Consider the following 16431-nt stretch of genomic DNA (forward strand, 5'->3'; position numbering starts at 1 on the left):
TTATGCCTGGTGACCATAGCAAGTCGGAACCACCCCTTCCCATCCCGAACAGGACCGTGAAACGACTTCGCGCCGATGATAGTGCGGACTACCCGTGTGAAAGTAGGTCATCGCCAGGCTCTCCATTCAAAAACGCCCCAGATCCCACAAGGTCTGGGGCGTTTTGCTTTGCGGCGGGCCGAAATAGGGCGACTTCAGCAGCGCTTCCCCGCTTGCCGCAAGTGCCTCACAATGCCGGTTTCGCGACCGCGCCTCTCATCCTTTATCTGAAAGTGACCACGCCATCCGACCATTGCTGGTACCTGTACCTGCTCGAATGCGCCGATGGCAGCCTCTATACCGGCATCACCACCGATGTCGCACGCCGATTCGCGCAGCACCAGGCGGGCACGGGTGCCCGCTATACGCGCTCGCGCAAACCGATCGCGATCGCCGCGCAGCTGCGTTGTGCCGACCGGGCGGAAGCGTCACGGCTGGAAGCGCTGGTCAAGCGCCTGCACGTCGCGCGAAAACGAGAGCTGTGCGCCTTGCTGGAGCTGGACCAGGCCGACATGCCGGATTTGCTGGCGTGGCTTCGCGACGGCGGCCGTCCATCCACGGCCGCCGCGCCGCTTGGGGAAGCGTGATTTGTTGGTGAGCAGGGCCCACACTTTCCTTCCCGCACTTTCCTTCCCGCACTTTCCTTCCTTAAGGCTCGTTTAAGTCTCGGCCCCTAGCATGTCCTCGTCGCGCCACCGTGGGCGCCTGAATCAACGAGGAGAACCAGATGATTCGCCGAACTGTTGCTCGTACCGCCATCGCCATTGCCGCCGTGGGCGTGCTGGCAGGCGGGTACAACTATCTCCAGAAGGAAGCGGTGTCATCGAGCTATGCCGCCTCGACTCCGGTTGTCGCGCAGGTCAGCGCCGCGCCGGGCCGCGCGATGGCAACGCCGACCGATTTCTCCGGCATCGTCGACCGTTACGGTCCGGCCGTCGTCAATATCAGCGTAACCGCACGCGCGCAGCGCACTGCGGCGCAGATGCCGCCGGGCATGGATCCCGACGATCCGATGTTCCAGTTCTTCAAGCGCTTTGGCATTCCGTTCCCCTACGGGCCGCAGCCGGACCAGCCGCAATTGGCGCGCGGGCTGGGCTCAGGCTTTATCGTCAGCCAGGACGGCATGATCCTGACCAACGCGCACGTCGTCGATGGCGCGCAGGAGGTCGTCGTCAAGCTGACCGATCGTCGGGAGTTCAAGGCCAGGGTGCTGGGCGTCGACAAGCAGACCGACATCGCGGTGATCAAGATCGATGCGAAGGACCTGCCGACCGTGCAGCTGGGTGACCCGTCTCAGGTTCGCGTCGGCGAGCCGGTCGTGGCGATCGGTTCGCCGTACGGCTTCGAAAACACCGTGACGGCCGGCATCGTCAGCGCGAAGTCGCGCGCGCTGCCTGACGATACCTATGTGCCGTTCATCCAGACCGATGTCGCGGTAAACCCCGGCAACTCGGGCGGCCCGCTGTTCAATCAGCGCGGCGAAGTGATCGGCATCAACTCGCAGATCTACAGCCGCACCGGCGGTTATCAGGGCCTGTCGTTCGCGATCCCCATCGACGTCGCCACCAAGGTTCAGCAGCAGCTGGTTGCGCATGGCAAGGTCACGCGCGGACGCCTGGGCATCGGCGTGCAGGAGGTCAACCAGGCGTTGGCGCAGTCGTTCGGCTTGCCGAAGCCGGCCGGTGCGCTGGTCAATACGGTCGAGCCGGATGGCCCGGCGGCGAAGGCGGGCCTGAAGCCCGGCGACGTCATCGTGCAGATCGGCGATGACACCGTCGACCGTTCGACCGATCTGCCGGAACACGTCGCCGATCTGAAACCCGGCACCGAAACGAAGCTGAAGGTCGTACGCGAGGGCAAGCCCATTACGCTGACCGTCAAGGTAGGCGCGGCCAACGAGCAGACCGTCGCGCAAAAGAGCGATGGCGCCGAGTCTGGCGGCAAGCTTGGCCTCGCGGTGCGGCCGCTGTCGCCAGCGGAGCAGCGCGAGAGCGGCATCGCCGGCGGCCTGGTAGTCGAGGGCGCGTCGGGTCCCGCGGCACGCGTCGGCATTCAACCCGGCGACGTGATCCTGGCCTTCAACGGCACGCCGATCAAATCGGTCGAGCAATTGCGCACGATGGTGTCGAAGGCTGGCAAGGAAGTAGCGCTGCTGGTGCAGCGTGACGACACGCAGCTGTTCGTGCCGATCGAACTGGGCTGATCGAACTCGGCAGACCGAAAGGCGCGCAAGGCGTCGCGCACGGGCGATCGATAGACGATCGACAAGCCCGGGCGCGACGCCATTTTTTGCCAGTGCGCTGTCGCGCGCCAGCGTATACGAGGAGGTATACGCGCACGTATACGACCCCGTATACCTGTCGTATACGCGCCGACGTCGACGGCAGGTATACGTATACGTACCCACCCCGAAATCGTTGCCCAGAGCGGTTTTCCGGGCTGCATAGCCACACAGGAACGCAATCACGGCGTATCATCTCGACTGCGATGCATGACGAGGCATCGGTGCCATCGTCTTGTGGACTCGATCGAAAAGGAAGTCTATGCAGTTGGATCTCACGCGTGCATCTACGGTGACGGCGACCGACCGGGCGCGGCGCATGCCGCGCGCGACGCCGTCGCCCCGTCGTCGCAAGAAGGTAGAGGTCACCTACTGGGAGCGCGGCTATCGTTCCCACTACTACCGCAACGAGCGCGGCGACAAGCTGGGCGAAGTACATCTGTCCGAGCGTGGCGAAGTGCCCGTGGTCTATCGCTGGGCGGCCGGCAACTATTCGGGCGCCGAAGGGTCGCTGGCGCACGCGCGCATGCGCGTCGAAGAGACCGTGGGCTTCGGCATGCGCCAGCTGCCGTTGTTCTGACGACGGCAACGCTGCCGGGCAACACCCTCACATCGACCGCAGCCTCTGCCGCGGTCCCGCGCGGCGCGCTCCATCGAGCCGGCGCTGCCACAGCATCGCCGCCGCGCACCGCGCCAGCAGCGCGATCGAGCGATACAGATCCTCGCACGCCATCAGCCTTGCCTATCGATGCAGCGGTCAGCGGGGCCGCGCGCTACGTCGGTTCTGCTTCGAGGCGCGCCGCGCGCGCTTCTGGCATCATCCGGTTATTCGCGCGCGAAACCGCCCCCTTCGCGCCTGGCTGAACCCGCGGCAAAGCCTGTTGCCTCGCCGCCTTGCCCGTCCCGCTGTCGCCATGACGACCCCTGCCGCTCCCCAACATCCCGATGCAATCGGCGACGCCGCCGCGCCGCCCGCCACGTCCTCATTCGATGCGCAGGAACTGGAGGCACTCGCCGCGGCGTTTCACCGCGACGGCTTCGTGGTGCTGCGTGGCCTGGCGGAGCCCGCCCTGTGCGATGCGATGGAGCGCGTGGCGCGAGCCCAGCTCGGCGCGGCGGTCGAGCCGGTCGAATACGAAGCCGAACTGGGTTATCCCGGGGCACCCCGCAGCCGCGACGCGGCGGGCGGAGCGACCGTGCGGCGCCTGCGCCAGGCCTACGATCGCGATCCGGTATTCCAGCAATGGGCGACCGACCCACGCGTGGCCACGCTGGTCACCGCGCTGCTGGGCGAGCCGGCGCAGCTGACGCTGGCCCACCATAACTGCGTGATGACCAAGCATCCGACCTATGGCAGCCAGACCGGCTGGCATCGGGACACGCGCTACTGGTCGTTCGCCAGTCCGGAGCTGGTGACGGTGTGGCTGGCCCTGGGAAAAGAAGACGAGAGCAACGGCGCGCTGCGCGTGATACCCGGCTCGCATCGGGTCGCGCTGGAGCCTGGGCAGCTCGATGCCGCGGAGTTCCTGGTGGACAGCCATCCGGCCAGCGCGGCGCTGTTGGCGGGCGCGACGCCGCTGTCATTGCAGCGCGGCGACGTGCTGTTCTTCGACAGCCGGCTGTTCCATAGCGCGGGGCAGAACCTGTCCGACGCGGTCAAGCTGTCGGTGGCCTTCGCCTATCTGGGACTGAGCAACCGGCCGCTGCCCGGCACGCGTTCGGCGCAGCACGGCATGGTGCAACTGCCCGCGCCGATGGCGAGCTGAAGCGCTGAATCCGAAGAAACGGGAAGGCGCAGCCGTCAGGTCCGCAGGCTGACCAGATTGGTGATCTTCTCCGACGCTTCGAGCAGCGGCGGCAGGAAACGGCGCACCATCTCCTCGGCGCTGGTGCGGTTGGCCTGACCACTGATGTTCATTGCGGCGATGACCTGGCCGGCGCGATTACGGATCGGCGCCGACAGCGACACCAGTCCTTCCTCGAGCTCCTGATCGTTCTGCGCCCATCCCTGTGCGCGGATGCGCGCGATGATCGCCTTCAGTTCGTCGATATCGGTGACCGTCCGCTGCGTGCGCTTGCGCAGATCGCTGGCGTGCAGCACGCGGTCGAGTTCCTGGTCGGACAGTCCGGCCAGCAGCACGCGGCCCATCGATGAGCAATAGGCGGGCAGCCGGCTGCCGATCGACAGATTGATCGTCATGATCTTGCGCGCGGGCACGCGCAGCACGTAGACGATTTCCGTCCCGTCCAGTACCGATACCGAGCAGCTTTCATGGACCTGCTGCGACAGCGCCTCCATGATCGGCTCGGCCAGGTTCCAGAACGGCATCGAGGTCAGATAGGCGAAGCCGAGGTCGAGGATCTTCGGCGTCAGCCGGAACAGCCGGCCGTCCGCCTCGACATAGCCCAGGCCCACCAGCGTCAACAGGATGCGGCGGGCGCCGGCCCGGGTCAGCCCGCTGGCCTGCGCGATTTCCGTCAGGGTCTGGGCCGGACGCTGGGCGTTGAAGGCGCGGATCACCGACAGCCCGCGCGCGAAGGACTGGACGTAGCTGTCGCTGGGCTTCTCGGCCGCGGTGCCGGCGTTGCCGGTGCTGCCCTGCGTTTCGGCGGCGGACGGCTGGGAATCCTGGGAATCGTTCGGGGCGTGGCTGGCCATCGAGGTATACGGCTGGATGCCGAATGCGCACGGAAAGGCCGAAAGAGTAGTGGAAAAGGCCGCAAACCGCCAGAGGGGCATGCCGCAATGCCCCGTTGTGCCGCAGACCGCGGCGGGTCGCGCCCGGCAGCGCCCGAGGCCTGGCGCCGCGGGCGCCACGCTCAGCGGAAACTCTTCTGTACCAGCACGAAACCCGCGATCAGCATGCAGACCAGCGCGAAGCCGTGCAGCAGATCCATGCCGGCCAGCAGCGTGGCCTGGCGGTCCACCTCCTGCGACAGCCGCGCCAGATCGAAGCTGGAGAGCCCGCCGCCCTGCTGCAGCGCGGGCTCGAAGCGCGTCACGTGCTCGACCAGATGGGTGCGGTGCGTGGCCGCGCCTTGCTGCATCCACATGCTGGCCAGCCCGGTGCCCGTGGCCGAGGCGATCTGCTTGCAGACGTTCTTGAACTGGTAGGCGTGGGCGAAGTCCTCGACCGGCAGATCGAGATAGGTCATCGAGGCGACCTGGATCATCAGCAGCACCGGCGTCAGTCCTTCGAGCAGCACCACCGGTACCAGCGCGTAGTCGGGCGCACCCGGCATCAGCCGCTGCGACAGCAGCATCGCGGCGCAGGCGTAGACCACCAGGCCGGCCGCAATCACCCGCCGCTTGCGGAACACCATCGCCATGCACAACGTCAGCACGACCGCGCCGATTGCCGACACGGTGCCGCTGACCGACAGCAGCATGCTGGTGGTGCGGAAGGTCAGGCCCAGTCCGCTCTGCGTCAGCGTCGGCAGCAGGTAGGCCCAGATCGCCGACAGCAGGTAGTACAGCGTGTAGAAGCCCAGGCCATACAGATACCGCCGGCCGAGCAGCCGCGACGGATCGATCCACGGGTCCTGGTGGCGATGCAGCCGCCAGGCGCAGAACAGCAGCAGCGCCAGCCCGGCGGCGGCCATCAGCGGCATGTGCGGCGTGCTGAAGAAGCGCGTGTAGCGCATCTCCTGCAGCGTGTGCAGCAGCACCAGCGCGCCGGCGGCGGCGCTGAGCGCCGCGGGCCAGTCCAGCGTCGATACAGGTGGGTGCGGGTCGCGCGGGCCGCGGCGCGGGTAGGTCAGCGCCACCAGTGCCAGCACCGGCAACGCGATCACGGCCTGGAACAGGAACACCGCGCGCCAGCCGATCTCGTCGAGGAAGATGCCGGTCAGCCACGGCGTCACCGCCAGCAGCCCGAACGATCCCAGCCCGAAGCGCAGCAGCAGCGGGGCGCGTTCGGTGGGCGCCGTCAGCAACTGCACGAGGATGCGCGAGGCCGCGAACAGGCCGCCGGCGCCCAGGCCCTCGATCGTCTTGCCGACGATCAGGCCGGTGGGGGAGCCGGCCTCCGCGCACAGGATCGCGCCGAGCACGAACACGACCAGCGACGCCATCGTGAAGCGCTTGTAGGTGATGCGCCGCGCGATCTGGTCGAGCAGCATGTTCATCAGCACGGCGGCCGCGGCATAGGCGCTGACCGCGTACAGGTAGTCGCTCGGCGTCGCATTGACGCCGCCCTGGATGTGCTGGCTCGCCACCGCCATCATCAGCGTCGACGAAAAGTCGAGCCCGGTGACCAGCCCTAGCGTCAGCCCGAATGCCGACAGCCGCAGCGGTCCCATCTCGGGGTGCGAGGCGAGACGCAGCGAAGGTGTCGGGGAGGGATTTGGCGCGGGCAGGCCCGCCGGCAAAGGTTGGTGGGGCATGGGCGCCAGCTTAGCCGCGCACGCGTGCGCGAAAAACCGGCTGCGCTGGAAACTTCGTCCGGCTGTCGGAACAATCGGCGCCGCGCGCGCCCATGAAAAATGCCTGCAGGCGCAGGCCGCGAAAAGGGGAGTCGTGTCGGTCGTACCGGGTCGTTGCGATCAGCGACCGCCAGATGCGCCGTCATCCTGCTGCCGCGCATAAACCACCAGCCGCAGGTGCCGGTCTTCGTCAACCGTCAACGACGTATGCTCGAACGGCTCGGCCTGGCCGTCGACCACCAGCCTGCGCACGCCATTGCAGGGCGCATGAACATCGTGCTGCCGCCACCACGCCTTGAACTCTGGCGCCACCCGTTCCAGCTGGTCCACCAGTTCATGAATATCGGCTTCCTGCGTGGCGCGGGCGAAGTCGCGGCGGAAGCTCGACAACATCAGCGGAGCCTGTTCCTCCCATGCGTCGATGCGCGCGTGCAGCATCGGATCGGTGAACAGCAGCCACAACAGGTTGCGCCGCTCGGGCGCATGCGTTGCGAAGCCGAAAAGCGCGTCGGCTGGCGCATTGAAGCCGAGCACGTCCCAGCGCAGGTTGAGTACGAAGGCCGGGTGCGGCAGGTCGTGCATCAAGCGTCGGACCAGCGGCGGCAGCACGCACCAGGTCTTGCCCGGCTCGGCAGGCGGGCGTTCGTGGGCCAGCAGGAATAGGTGACGGCGCTCGGCGGCATCCAGTTTCAGTACCCGTGCCAGGTTGTCCAGAAAGGTCGCCGACACCCCTATGTCGCGTCCTTGTTCCAGCCATGTGTACCAGGTCAGCCCGACGCCAGCGAGCGCTGCGACTTCCTCGCGCCGCAGTCCCGGCGTGCGGCGACGGCCACCGCTGGGCAAGCCCAGGTCGGCGGGCGAAAGGCGCTCGCGGCGCGCCCGCAGGAAGGCCGCCAGATCGGAGCGGGTTCGTTCCAAGCTTCGCATCGCTATCCCATTACTTTAAGTAATAGCATAAGCTGTTAAATTGTAATTGTTTAACAAGGATTCGAGAATGATTGCGTCTTTACTCGGGATACGCAAGATGAACTCGAATTCCTGCTTGGCGGCGCTGCCGGCGCGCGCCGTCAATGGCCCGCCGTGGCTCGGTTTGTCCGTTCTGCTGCTGGCCGGTTTCGTCACGATCTTCGACCTGTTCGTGGTCAATGTCGCCATCCCCAGCATGCAGGCCGGACTCGGCGCGAGTTTTGCGCAGATCGGTTTCATCGTGGCCGGCTACGAGCTGGCCTTCGGAATCCTGCTGATTACTGGCGGCCGGCTGGGCGACTGGTTCGGGCGACGGCGCTTGTTCATCGTCGGCATGGCGGGCTTCACCATGGCCTCGGCCTTGTGTGGCTTGGCCCCCGGCGCGGGATTCCTGATCGGCGCGCGGGTGTCGCAAGGGCTGGCGGCAGCCCTGCTGTTTCCACAGGTCTATGCGTCGATCCGCGTCAATTTCGACGCCGACGATAGCCGCCGCGCCTTCGGACTGCTGGGAATGACGCTGGGCCTGGCTGCCATCGCCGGGCAGGTGCTGGGTGGCTGGCTGGTGCATGCGGACCTGTTCGGGCTGGGCTGGCGCAGCATCTTCCTCATCAATGTTCCCATCGGGCTGTTTGCCATCGCGGCGGCACGCTACATCCCCGAATCTCGCGCGCCGCAACGACCAGCCCTGGACTGGACGGGCGTGGCGATGGTCAGCGCCGGGCTGGCGTTGCTGCTGGTGCCCCTGATCGAGGGGCCGGGCCAACGCTGGCCGGCCTGGAGCTTCTGGTCGCTGGGCGTAGCGGCAGCGCTGCTGGCGCTGTTCCATCGGCAGCAGGAGCAGCGGCGAAGGGCTGGCGGCTTGCCTCTGGTGGATATGCGGCTGCTGGCCCAACGCCGCTTCGCGCTGGGCGCGGTATTGGTGCTGCTGGTCTATTCCACGTCCAGTTCCTTCTTCTTGTGCTTCGCCTTGCTGGTGCAGACCGGGCTGGGCCTCGACCCCTTCGTGGCGGGCAGCATCTTCGCGCCGTGCAGCGTGGGTTTCGTGTTGGCGTCGCTTGCCGCGCCGCGGCTGGTGGCGCGCTGGGGAACGCGCGCCATCGTCGCGGGTGCGCTGGTCTACGCGGTCTCCGTCGGGCTGCTGATCGTGCAGGTGCGGATGGCGGGCGCGGAACTGGTGCCCGCGCGGCTGATTCCCGTGCTGGTCGTGGTCGGTGCGGGCCAGGGTTTCGTCATGACGCCACTGCTGAATCTGGTGCTGGGCTTCGTCGAGGAGGCACAGGTGGGGATGGCTTCGGGGTTGATCTCGACAGTGCAGCAGATCGGCGCGGCGTTGGGCGTGGCGGTGGTCGGCATCCTGTTCGGTGCGGCGCTGGCTGCCGATGAAGGCGTCGCCGCACAGGCTGGACAATATGCCTCGGCCTTCGTAACCGGGATGCTCTACAACCTCGGCGCGGCTCTGCTGGTCTGCGTGCTGTTGCTGATGCTGGCGAGAACCCAGCGGTCGGCAGGCTGACTGTATCGGCGTTTGGCGCAGTCCACAGGAATGCGGCACTGAAGTCATGGTGAAATGAAAAAACCGGCCCGCAGGCCGGTTTTCATTGGCACGCCGAAGGGCGCGCGAGGACGTCAGGCGCCCTGGCCGAAGCGATCGCGGTTGTCCGACACGTGGTCGGCGCGCGCGCCGTCCGTGTAGGCATCGACGCTGCGGGCGCCATCGGTGTAGGCGTCCACCGTGCGGGCGCCGTCGGTGTACGGGTCGGCCTTGCCGACGTGCATCGAGGCGCCTTCGAGACGCAGCACGTCGCGCTCGAGCGTGGTGGCGTGCAGCGCGGTGGCGGACAGGGACAGGCCGGCGGCGCAGAGCAGCGCGAAGGCCAGGCGACGGGGTTGTGCAAGAGTCTTCATGGTTTTTTTCCTTTGATCAAAGCCGTGTGGCCGGCGTCAGCCGACCACACCGCCCGAATCTACGCCCGTCGTTGGCGTGGAAAAAGAGGCTCTGCAGCAACACACTGTTCAGGCATGCGGACAATGGCCGCGAACCATCGTCTGGACAAGGCCGCGCTGGCGGCAGCGGGACAAGCGGGGTTCAGAGCAGATGCCGCAGGCCGAACAGGTTGACGCTCAGTCCGGCGATCACCATCAGCAGCACCTGCGCGAGGATGAACAGCACCAGCGGCGAGATATCGAAGCCGCCCAGGCGCGGGATCACGCGGCGGATCGGATCGAGCAGCGGATCGGTCAGCTGCTGGATCACCGGGGTGATCGGCGAATGCGGATTGACCCAGGACAGGATCGCCATCAGCAGCGTGACCCACATCACCAGGCTGATGCCCCACTTGAGCACGTTGAGCACCGCGATGCCGAGCACGGCGGGCAGCAGGCCGAACGGACTGCCTGCGGTCAGTCCGATCACCGCGAGCAGGAACACCACGGCGGTCAGCCAGGCCGCGACCACGGTGGCCCAGTCGATGCCGCCGACGCCGGGAATGATCCGCCGCAGCGGCCGTACCAGCCAGTCGGTGACCTGGAACACCGCATGCGAGATCGGATTGCGCGCGGGCAAGCGCGTCAGTTGCATCCACAGCCGCAGCAGCAGCGCCATGCCGAAGAGCGTGAAAACGGTGTCGAGCAGAAAGATGGCGATTTGCGAGAGCATCGGATTTCCGTGGTCGTGACGCAGGTGTCTGCGGACGCACAGATTCTGCCATACCCGCCATGCCGCGCGTAGCGCAACGGTGGCCCAGGCCGCAGAGGCGTGCCGGTGCGCCGCGCCGTGTCTGGCCGCCTTGCCGCGCACCTATAATGACGGCCGACTCCAGATTGCGGCCGCGCTGCCACGCCGGCCGCGCCATCGCACGCCATGAACCAGCCCCGTTCCCCGAGCGCCGCCGAGCTTGCCAAGCAGGACTTCGAGGCGCTGTCCGACTTCCGCTACCAGCTGCGGCGCTTCATGCGTTTCTCCGAAGACGCCGTGCGCGAGGAGGGCCTGACCGTGCAGCAGTATCTGTTGCTGCTGCATATCCGCGGCTTTCCCGGGCGCGACTGGGCCTCGATCGGCGAACTGGCCGAGCGGCTGCAGGCCAAGCAGCACGGCGTGGTCGCGCTGGTCAATCGCTGCGAGGCGGCCGGGCTGGTCAAGCGCAAGACCAACGCGGCCGACCGCCGCGTGGTCCAGGTCCATCTGCAGCCCAAGGGCGAGCGTTGCCTGAACCGGCTGGCGCTGCTGCATCGAAGCGAACTCGAATCGCTGCGCCACACGTTCCGCATCGCGCGCCTGACCGCCTTCAACGACGACGGCGTGTCGCGCGGCTAGGGCACGCGCGTCAGGCCGGCTGCGCCAGCGCCTGCGCGAGGAAGGTCAGTGCGCGGCCGTGGGCCAGCACCGCCGACGGCTGGTGATAGGAGCCGCGGGCCCAGCAATTGAAGCCGTGATCGGCGCCCGGATACACGTGGACCTCGGCGCGCGCGTTGCCGGCCATCGCGGCGCGCACCTGTTCGACCGCCTCGGGCGGAATATTGGCGTCGCGCTCCCCATAGTGGAACTGGATCGGGACGCGTACCGAGCCGGCCTGGTCCAGGCGGCGCTGGATTCCGCCGCCGTAGTAGGGCACCGCCGCGTCGACCAGACCGCGCGCCGCGCTCAGATACGCCAGCAGACCGCCGAAGCAGTAGCCGACCGCGGCGATCCGGCCGTCCGGCCCGATCTGCGCGCGCAGCGCCTGCGCCGTCAGCGCGATGTCGTCGACGATGACATCGGGATCGGTGGCCTTGTACAGCGCCATCGCGCGTTCCTTGTCGGCGCCCACATAGCCGAGCTCGATGCGCTGCGCCTCGCGCCAGAAGATGTCCGGCGCCATCACGACGTATCCATCGAGCGCGTATTGGTCGGCCACCGCGCGGATATGTTCGTTGACGCCGAAGATCTCCTGGATCAGCACGATGCCTGGTGTGCCGGGGCGCGTGCCGCCGGGCGGCAGGCTCAGGTAGGCATCGAACGCATGCGGGTCGGTGCCGACGCGGATCCAGCGGCGCAGCGTATCGTTTGCGGACAGGGTTGCGGTCATCGTTTCCTCCATCGGTAGGGCGCACAGGGTAAGGCAAGCCGCGCGAGCTTGCCAAGCGCGCACGGTCGGCCGCAGCCCCATCGAGGACGCTGCCCACATCGCATGTAGGCGGATTCCGACAAGCGCCGGGGCCGGCGGCGGACGGCGGTTCCGTGCAGGGCTTGCCATACTGCTGGCGGAGGTCCGCCGGACATCCTGGTCCCGCTGCGCCTCCTTTCGTTTCCGCAGGGATGCCGATGACCGCTGAAGACGCGCCTGAAGACCGGCATGGTGCAGCCGGCGTAGCGAGGACGGAGCGCCGCGATGGCGCACCGCCTGCCGGCGCCGGCCATCGCGCGCCTGACGCCACCACCGCGCGGCTGCTGCAGCCGGGCCGCAACTGCTGGCGCATCGAACGCGCGTCGCGCTTCGCCATGCTGGTCGATGGCGACGAGTACTTCCGCGCGCTGCGCTCGGCGCTGACCCATGCGGAACACACGGTCTTCATCCTCGGCTGGGACATCGACAGCCGCTTCGAACTGGTGCCCGGCGGCGCCGACGACGGCTTTCCGCGCGGGCTGCGCGATTTCCTCGACGCGCTGGTGCGGCGCCGCCGCCGGCTGCGCATCTACGTGCTCAGCTGGGACTTCGCGATGGTCTACGCGATGGAGCGGGAATGGCTGCCGGCGGTCAAGCTGGACTGGCAGACCCATCGCCGGCTGTCGTTCCGGCTCGACGCCCGCCATCCGGTGGGTGCCTCGCATCATCAGAAGGTGGTCGTGATCGACCACAGCCTGGCCTTCGTCGGCGGACTGGATCTGACGCGGTGCCGCTGGGACACACCCTCGCATGCGCTGCAGGATCCGCGCCGTGTCGACCCGGACGGCAAGCCCTATGGGCCGTTCCACGACGTGCAGGCCGTGGTCGAGGGCGACGTGGCGCGCGCCCTTGGCGAGATGGCCGCCGAGCGCTGGCGCCGCGGCACCCGGCGCGAGCCGCGCGCGCCCGATCCCGCGGATGTCCGCGGCCGGCGGCTGTGGCCCGATGGCGTCACCCCGCTGCTGACCGATGTGCCGGTGGCGATCGCGCGCACCGCGCCGGCGTTCGCCGGCGATCCCGGCGTCGGCGAAATCCGCGCGCTGCATCTGGACGCGATCGCCGCCGCGCGCAGCACCCTGTATCTCGAGAACCAGTATTTCAGTTCCGGCGTGCTGGCCGACGCGTTGGCCGCGCGGCTGGCCGAGCCGGAGGGCCCCGAGGTCGTGCTGGTCTCGCGCCGCAGCGAAAGCGGCTGGCTGGAGGAGCACAGCATGGGTGTGCTGCGCGCCCGCGCGCATCGCAAGCTGCGCAGCGTCGATGCGGGGCATCGCTATCGGCTCTATTACCCGCAACTGCCCGGCGAGGGCGAACCCGGCCCCGACGGCGCCCCGCTGCCCGGCATCAACGTGCACAGCAAGGTCATGGTGGTCGACGACACGTTGCTGACGATCGGCTCGGCCAATCTGAACAATCGCTCGATGGGGCTCGACACCGAATGCAATCTGGTGATCGAGGCCGGCGGCGATGACCGCATCGCCGCGGCGATCCGGGCGATGCGCGCGCGGCTGGTGGCCGAGCACCTGGCCTGCGATGCCGACGAACTGGCCGCCGCCCATGCGCGCGGCGAGCCGCTGCACGAGACCATCGCGCGTTGTCATCGGCCCGCTCAACGGACCCTGCAGGCCTTCGATCCGCCGCTGGTCCCCGAAGTGGATGCCGTGGTGCCCGACGAGCGGCTGCTGGACCCGATCGAGCCGATCGATCCGGACGGGCTGGTCGATGAGTTCCTGACGCACGAGGCGCGTCCGCGTGTCATCGGCCGGCTGGGCGTGGCGATCCTGCTGCTGGTGGTACTGGCGGGCCTGGCATTTGCATGGCGCTATACGCCGCTGCGCGAATGGGCGGACTTCCGCCGCGTGCTCGATGTGGTCGAGCAGATCCGCGACATGCCGATGGCGCCGCTGGCGATGCTCGGCGCCTATGTCGCCGCGGGACTGGTGATGGTGCCGGTGACGCTGCTGATCGTGGTCACGGTGATTGTGTTCGGTCCGGTCAAGGGCGCGCTGTGCGCGCTCGGCGGCGTGGTGCTCAGCGCCGCCACCGGCTACGGCATCGGCCGCTTCGTCGGGCGCGATGCGGTACGGCGCTATGGCGGCAAGCGCCTGAACGCGTTGAGCCAGCAGGTCGGCCAGCACGGCCTGCTGGCGATGGTGGTGCTCCGCCTGGTGCCGGTCGCGCCGTTCACACTGGTCAATCTGGTGGTGGGGGCCTCGCGCATCCGTTTTCGCGACTGCCTGCTCGGCACGCTGATCGGCATGACGCCCGGCATCGTGATCTCGGCCTCGCTGGTCGACCGCATCGCGGCGGTGGCGCGCAATCCGAACCCGCTGACGGTCGCGCTGCTGCTGCTGGTGCTGCTGATCCCGCTCAGCGTACTGTGGCTGCTGCGCCGGCGCCGGCGCGCGGATGCCGCGCAGGCGGCGCAGGCCGCGGAGGCGGCCCAGGCCGCCAGGGAGGCCCAGGTCGCGCAGGCGATGCAGCCGGCGCAGACCTCCCAGGCGGTGCACCGCGCCGCCATCGGCGAACCCCGCCATGGAGGGCATGCATGAGTCGGATCTATCCATTCCGTGCCGGCGACGTCGTGGAACCGGTCGCGCAGACACCGAGGGAGGCCGCCGCCGCCGCGGCGCCGGCGCAGTTCCTGGTGGCCAGCTACAACATCCACGGCGGCATCGGCGTGGACGGACGTTTCCTGCCGAAGCGGATCGCCGGCGTGCTGTCGGAACTGCAGGCGGACATCGTCGCGCTGCAGGAAGTCGAATCGCGCAGCACCGGCTTCGACATGCTCGCTTATCTGCGCGACCAGACCGGCTATCACGCGATTCCCGGACCGACGCTGACCCGGCACGACGGCGAATACGGCAACGCGCTGCTGACGCGCTTTCCGCCGAGCCGGATCCGGCAGATCGATCTGAGCGTGGGCCGCCACGAACCGCGCGGCGCGATCGACGCGACGCTGAGCTGTCCCGACGGCGTCCATGCCGCCCCGCTGCGGGTGATCGCCACCCATCTGGGGCTATGGCCCGGCGAGCGGCGCATGCAGGTGCGCAGGCTGCTGACCTCGCTGGCCGAGCAGCCGGGGGTGCCCACCGTGCTGCTGGGGGACGTCAACGAATGGTTCCTGTGGGGTCGGCCGCTGCGCTGGCTGCACGCGTACTTCGACGGTGCGCCGCATGTGGCGACGTTCCCGTCGCGGATGCCGGTGCTGGCGCTGGACAGGCTCTGGTGTTGTCCGCGCTCGGTGCTGGCCTCGGTGTCGAGCCACCGCAGCGCGCTGGCACGGATTGCGTCGGATCACCTGCCGCTGCTGGCGCGGCTGCATGCGCGGCCGGCGGTGCCGGCGGCCGCGTCATCCGCGGCGGTGGCGGACGAGGAAGCCGACCTGGCGCGCCAGGCCGATCAGCCGTCGCGATAGGCGTCCAGGCGGTTGTACAGCGTCTTCAGGCTGATGCCGAGCGCCTGCGCCGCGCGGCGCTTGTCGCCGTCGAAGCGTGCCAGCGTGGCGAGGATCAGGCCGCGCTGCGCGTCGGCCAGCGTGGTGCCGATGCGTACGTTCAGCACGCCGTCGGCGGCGGTGGGCAACGGCGGCTGCGACGCGATGTTCGGGTTCGGCAGTTCGATCACGCGGTCGGCCAGGATGAAGGCGCGATAGACCGTGTTGCGCAGCTCGCGCACGTTGCCGGGCCAGCCGTACTGGCACAGCCGCTCGAGTGCGCTGGCCGAGAACACCTTGTCGGTGCCTTCGGCGGCGTTCAGCTCGGCCAGGAAGTGCCTGGCCAGCGGAACGATGTCCTCGCGCCGTTCGCGCAATGGCGGAATATGCAGCGGCACCACGGCGAGCCGGTACAGCAGGTCTTCGCGCAGCACGCCGCTGCGCACGGCCTCGAGCGGATCGCGATTGGTCGCCGAGACGATGCGAACGTCGCAGACCACCTGTGCGTCGCCGCCGACGCGATGGAAGGTGCGCGTCTCCAGCACCCGCAGCAGCTTGATCTGCATGTCGGGCGCCATTTCGGTGACCTCGTCCAGGAACAGCGTGCCGCCGTGCGCCTGTTCGAAATAGCCGGCCTTCTGCTGCATCGCGCCGGTGAATCCCCCCTTTTCGTGGCCGAACAGCTCCGATTCGATCAGCGCCGGCGCGATCGCGCCGCAGTTGACGGCGACGAAGGGTTTGCCGCGCCGGTTGCTGCGCTCATGTATCGCGCGGGCCACCAGTTCCTTGCCGGTACCGCTTTCGCCGACGGCCAGCATCGGCACATCGGTGGCCGCCACGCGGGGAATCTGCTCGAGCAGCCGGCGCATCGCCGGCGAGGTGCTGCGCCACAGGAGCGCAAAGTCGTCGCGCGCCGGCCCCTGGCCGCCGTCCTCGCGTGGGTGGTCCCGCGCGGATTCCCGATGGCGGGAGCGCGTCGTGTCCGGCAGATCGTTCGAGGTGCTGGTCGACATGTAGCGAAAGGCGGAGCGGAAAATAGAGACAGGCGGTCGGCGGACGGTGGTCGCGGGCGGCACGGCCGGCGGCAGACGCGCGCGATCCACGGCTTGGCGAGAGCCGCATTGCGGTTCGCGTAACGCAATGCT

At 68.2% G+C, this 16431-nt stretch carries 16 protein-coding genes and 1 rRNA gene; 9 read left to right on the plus strand and 8 right to left on the minus strand.

Translation table 11 applies throughout. The annotated features are described in order from the left end of the window. The first annotated feature begins 5 nt into the window (after window positions 1-5). The 4 genes from rrf to LRR16_RS00020 all read left to right on the plus strand — a co-directional run bounded on the left by rrf (window position 6) and on the right by LRR16_RS00020 (window position 2900). Window positions 6-119: ribosomal RNA gene (rrf, locus tag LRR16_RS00005) — 5S ribosomal RNA — on the plus strand. 102 nt (window positions 120-221) lie between these two features. Then, window positions 222-626 carry a GIY-YIG nuclease family protein gene (locus tag LRR16_RS00010; RefSeq protein WP_231906628.1) on the plus strand — a complete coding sequence of 135 codons (405 nt, stop codon included), beginning with the start codon at window positions 222-224 and terminating at the stop codon, window positions 624-626. A 140-nt stretch (window positions 627-766) separates the two neighbouring features. Next, window positions 767-2242, plus strand: coding sequence for a DegQ family serine endoprotease (locus tag LRR16_RS00015; RefSeq protein WP_232204302.1), 1476 nt, complete (start codon window positions 767-769; stop codon window positions 2240-2242). Window positions 2243-2582: 340 nt separating this feature from the next. After that, window positions 2583-2900 carry a hypothetical protein gene (locus tag LRR16_RS00020; protein ID WP_006577865.1) on the plus strand — a complete coding sequence of 106 codons (318 nt, stop codon included), beginning with the start codon at window positions 2583-2585 and terminating at the stop codon, window positions 2898-2900. Window positions 2901-2927: 27 nt separating this feature from the next. Here LRR16_RS00020 and LRR16_RS24380 read toward each other — a convergent pair whose 3' ends face one another. After that, entirely contained in the window at window positions 2928-3053 is a 126-nt protein-coding gene (locus tag LRR16_RS24380; protein WP_023263502.1) for a hypothetical protein, read from the minus strand. Between the two features lie 181 nt (window positions 3054-3234). Between LRR16_RS24380 and LRR16_RS00025 the strand changes: the two genes are divergently transcribed. Continuing rightward, the gene (locus LRR16_RS00025; protein WP_006577866.1) at window positions 3235-4086 is read left to right on the plus strand and encodes a phytanoyl-CoA dioxygenase family protein; all 852 of its coding nucleotides are present in this window, start codon (window positions 3235-3237) and stop codon (window positions 4084-4086) included. A 35-nt stretch (window positions 4087-4121) separates the two neighbouring features. Here the strand turns inward: LRR16_RS00025 and LRR16_RS00030 are convergent, their stop codons facing one another. From LRR16_RS00030 to LRR16_RS00040, 3 genes are all read right to left on the minus strand, one after another. Then, window positions 4122-4979 carry an IclR family transcriptional regulator gene (locus LRR16_RS00030; protein ID WP_064577310.1) on the minus strand — a complete coding sequence of 286 codons (858 nt, stop codon included), beginning with the start codon at window positions 4977-4979 and terminating at the stop codon, window positions 4122-4124. A gap of 161 nt (window positions 4980-5140) precedes the next feature. Beyond that, window positions 5141-6706 carry an MFS transporter gene (locus tag LRR16_RS00035; RefSeq protein ID WP_370646725.1) on the minus strand — a complete coding sequence of 522 codons (1566 nt, stop codon included), beginning with the start codon at window positions 6704-6706 and terminating at the stop codon, window positions 5141-5143. Window positions 6707-6865: 159 nt separating this feature from the next. Continuing rightward, window positions 6866-7672, minus strand: a complete 807-nt coding sequence (locus LRR16_RS00040) for a helix-turn-helix transcriptional regulator (RefSeq protein ID WP_232204303.1) — start codon at window positions 7670-7672, stop codon at window positions 6866-6868. A gap of 97 nt (window positions 7673-7769) precedes the next feature. Between LRR16_RS00040 and LRR16_RS00045 the strand changes: the two genes are divergently transcribed. Continuing rightward, entirely contained in the window at window positions 7770-9224 is a 1455-nt protein-coding gene (locus tag LRR16_RS00045) for an MFS transporter (RefSeq protein WP_232204304.1), read from the plus strand. Window positions 9225-9337: 113 nt separating this feature from the next. On the opposite strand, the gene LRR16_RS00050 is transcribed toward LRR16_RS00045, so the two are convergent. Then, entirely contained in the window at window positions 9338-9616 is a 279-nt protein-coding gene (locus LRR16_RS00050) for a hypothetical protein (protein ID WP_006577871.1), read from the minus strand. Between the two features lie 181 nt (window positions 9617-9797). Next, the gene (locus LRR16_RS00055; protein WP_006577872.1) at window positions 9798-10367 is read right to left on the minus strand and encodes a YggT family protein; all 570 of its coding nucleotides are present in this window, start codon (window positions 10365-10367) and stop codon (window positions 9798-9800) included. Window positions 10368-10571: 204 nt separating this feature from the next. Between LRR16_RS00055 and LRR16_RS00060 the strand changes: the two genes are divergently transcribed. Next, the gene (locus LRR16_RS00060) at window positions 10572-11024 is read left to right on the plus strand and encodes a MarR family winged helix-turn-helix transcriptional regulator (protein ID WP_006577873.1); all 453 of its coding nucleotides are present in this window, start codon (window positions 10572-10574) and stop codon (window positions 11022-11024) included. 10 nt (window positions 11025-11034) lie between these two features. Here the strand turns inward: LRR16_RS00060 and LRR16_RS00065 are convergent, their stop codons facing one another. Then, on the minus strand, window positions 11035-11775 hold the full coding sequence (locus LRR16_RS00065; protein WP_232204305.1) for a dienelactone hydrolase family protein: 741 nt from the start codon (window positions 11773-11775) through the stop codon (window positions 11035-11037). A gap of 236 nt (window positions 11776-12011) precedes the next feature. Here LRR16_RS00065 and LRR16_RS00070 point away from each other — a divergent pair, with 236 nt between their 5' ends. Beyond that, a complete protein-coding gene (locus LRR16_RS00070) occupies window positions 12012-14402 on the plus strand; it encodes a VTT domain-containing protein (RefSeq protein WP_232204306.1) in 2391 nt (796 codons plus the stop codon). After that, entirely contained in the window at window positions 14399-15268 is an 870-nt protein-coding gene (locus LRR16_RS00075) for an endonuclease/exonuclease/phosphatase family protein (RefSeq protein ID WP_232204307.1), read from the plus strand. The genes LRR16_RS00070 and LRR16_RS00075 overlap by 4 nt, the downstream gene beginning before the upstream one ends. On the opposite strand, the gene LRR16_RS00080 is transcribed toward LRR16_RS00075, so the two are convergent. After that, window positions 15253-16299: a sigma-54-dependent Fis family transcriptional regulator gene (locus LRR16_RS00080; protein ID WP_232204308.1), complete on the minus strand. Its 1047-nt coding sequence runs from the start codon at window positions 16297-16299 to the stop codon at window positions 15253-15255. The two genes, LRR16_RS00075 and LRR16_RS00080, sit on opposite strands and share 16 nt — an antisense overlap. Window positions 16300-16431: the final 132 nt, after the last annotated feature.

It is taken from the genome of Cupriavidus sp. UGS-1, from assembly GCF_021213615.1.
Taxonomy (GTDB): domain Bacteria; phylum Pseudomonadota; class Gammaproteobacteria; order Burkholderiales; family Burkholderiaceae; genus Cupriavidus.

Coding starts and splice junctions, on each gene's coding strand:
- LRR16_RS00015 (WP_232204302.1), top strand. CDS start 767: ATGATTCGCCGAACTGTTGCTCGTACCGCCATCGCCATTGCCGCCGTG.
- LRR16_RS00020 (WP_006577865.1), top strand. CDS start 2,583: ATGCAGTTGGATCTCACGCGTGCATCTACGGTGACGGCGACCGACCGG.
- LRR16_RS24380 (WP_023263502.1), bottom strand. CDS start 3,053: ATGGCGTGCGAGGATCTGTATCGCTCGATCGCGCTGCTGGCGCGGTGC.
- LRR16_RS00025 (WP_006577866.1), top strand. CDS start 3,235: ATGACGACCCCTGCCGCTCCCCAACATCCCGATGCAATCGGCGACGCC.
- LRR16_RS00030 (WP_064577310.1), bottom strand. CDS start 4,979: ATGGCCAGCCACGCCCCGAACGATTCCCAGGATTCCCAGCCGTCCGCC.
- LRR16_RS00035 (WP_370646725.1), bottom strand. CDS start 6,706: ATGCCCCACCAACCTTTGCCGGCGGGCCTGCCCGCGCCAAATCCCTCC.
- LRR16_RS00040 (WP_232204303.1), bottom strand. CDS start 7,672: ATGCGAAGCTTGGAACGAACCCGCTCCGATCTGGCGGCCTTCCTGCGG.
- LRR16_RS00045 (WP_232204304.1), top strand. CDS start 7,770: ATGAACTCGAATTCCTGCTTGGCGGCGCTGCCGGCGCGCGCCGTCAAT.
- LRR16_RS00050 (WP_006577871.1), bottom strand. CDS start 9,616: ATGAAGACTCTTGCACAACCCCGTCGCCTGGCCTTCGCGCTGCTCTGC.
- LRR16_RS00055 (WP_006577872.1), bottom strand. CDS start 10,367: ATGCTCTCGCAAATCGCCATCTTTCTGCTCGACACCGTTTTCACGCTC.
- LRR16_RS00060 (WP_006577873.1), top strand. CDS start 10,572: ATGAACCAGCCCCGTTCCCCGAGCGCCGCCGAGCTTGCCAAGCAGGAC.
- LRR16_RS00065 (WP_232204305.1), bottom strand. CDS start 11,775: ATGACCGCAACCCTGTCCGCAAACGATACGCTGCGCCGCTGGATCCGC.
- LRR16_RS00070 (WP_232204306.1), top strand. CDS start 12,012: ATGACCGCTGAAGACGCGCCTGAAGACCGGCATGGTGCAGCCGGCGTA.
- LRR16_RS00075 (WP_232204307.1), top strand. CDS start 14,399: ATGAGTCGGATCTATCCATTCCGTGCCGGCGACGTCGTGGAACCGGTC.
- LRR16_RS00080 (WP_232204308.1), bottom strand. CDS start 16,299: ATGTCGACCAGCACCTCGAACGATCTGCCGGACACGACGCGCTCCCGC.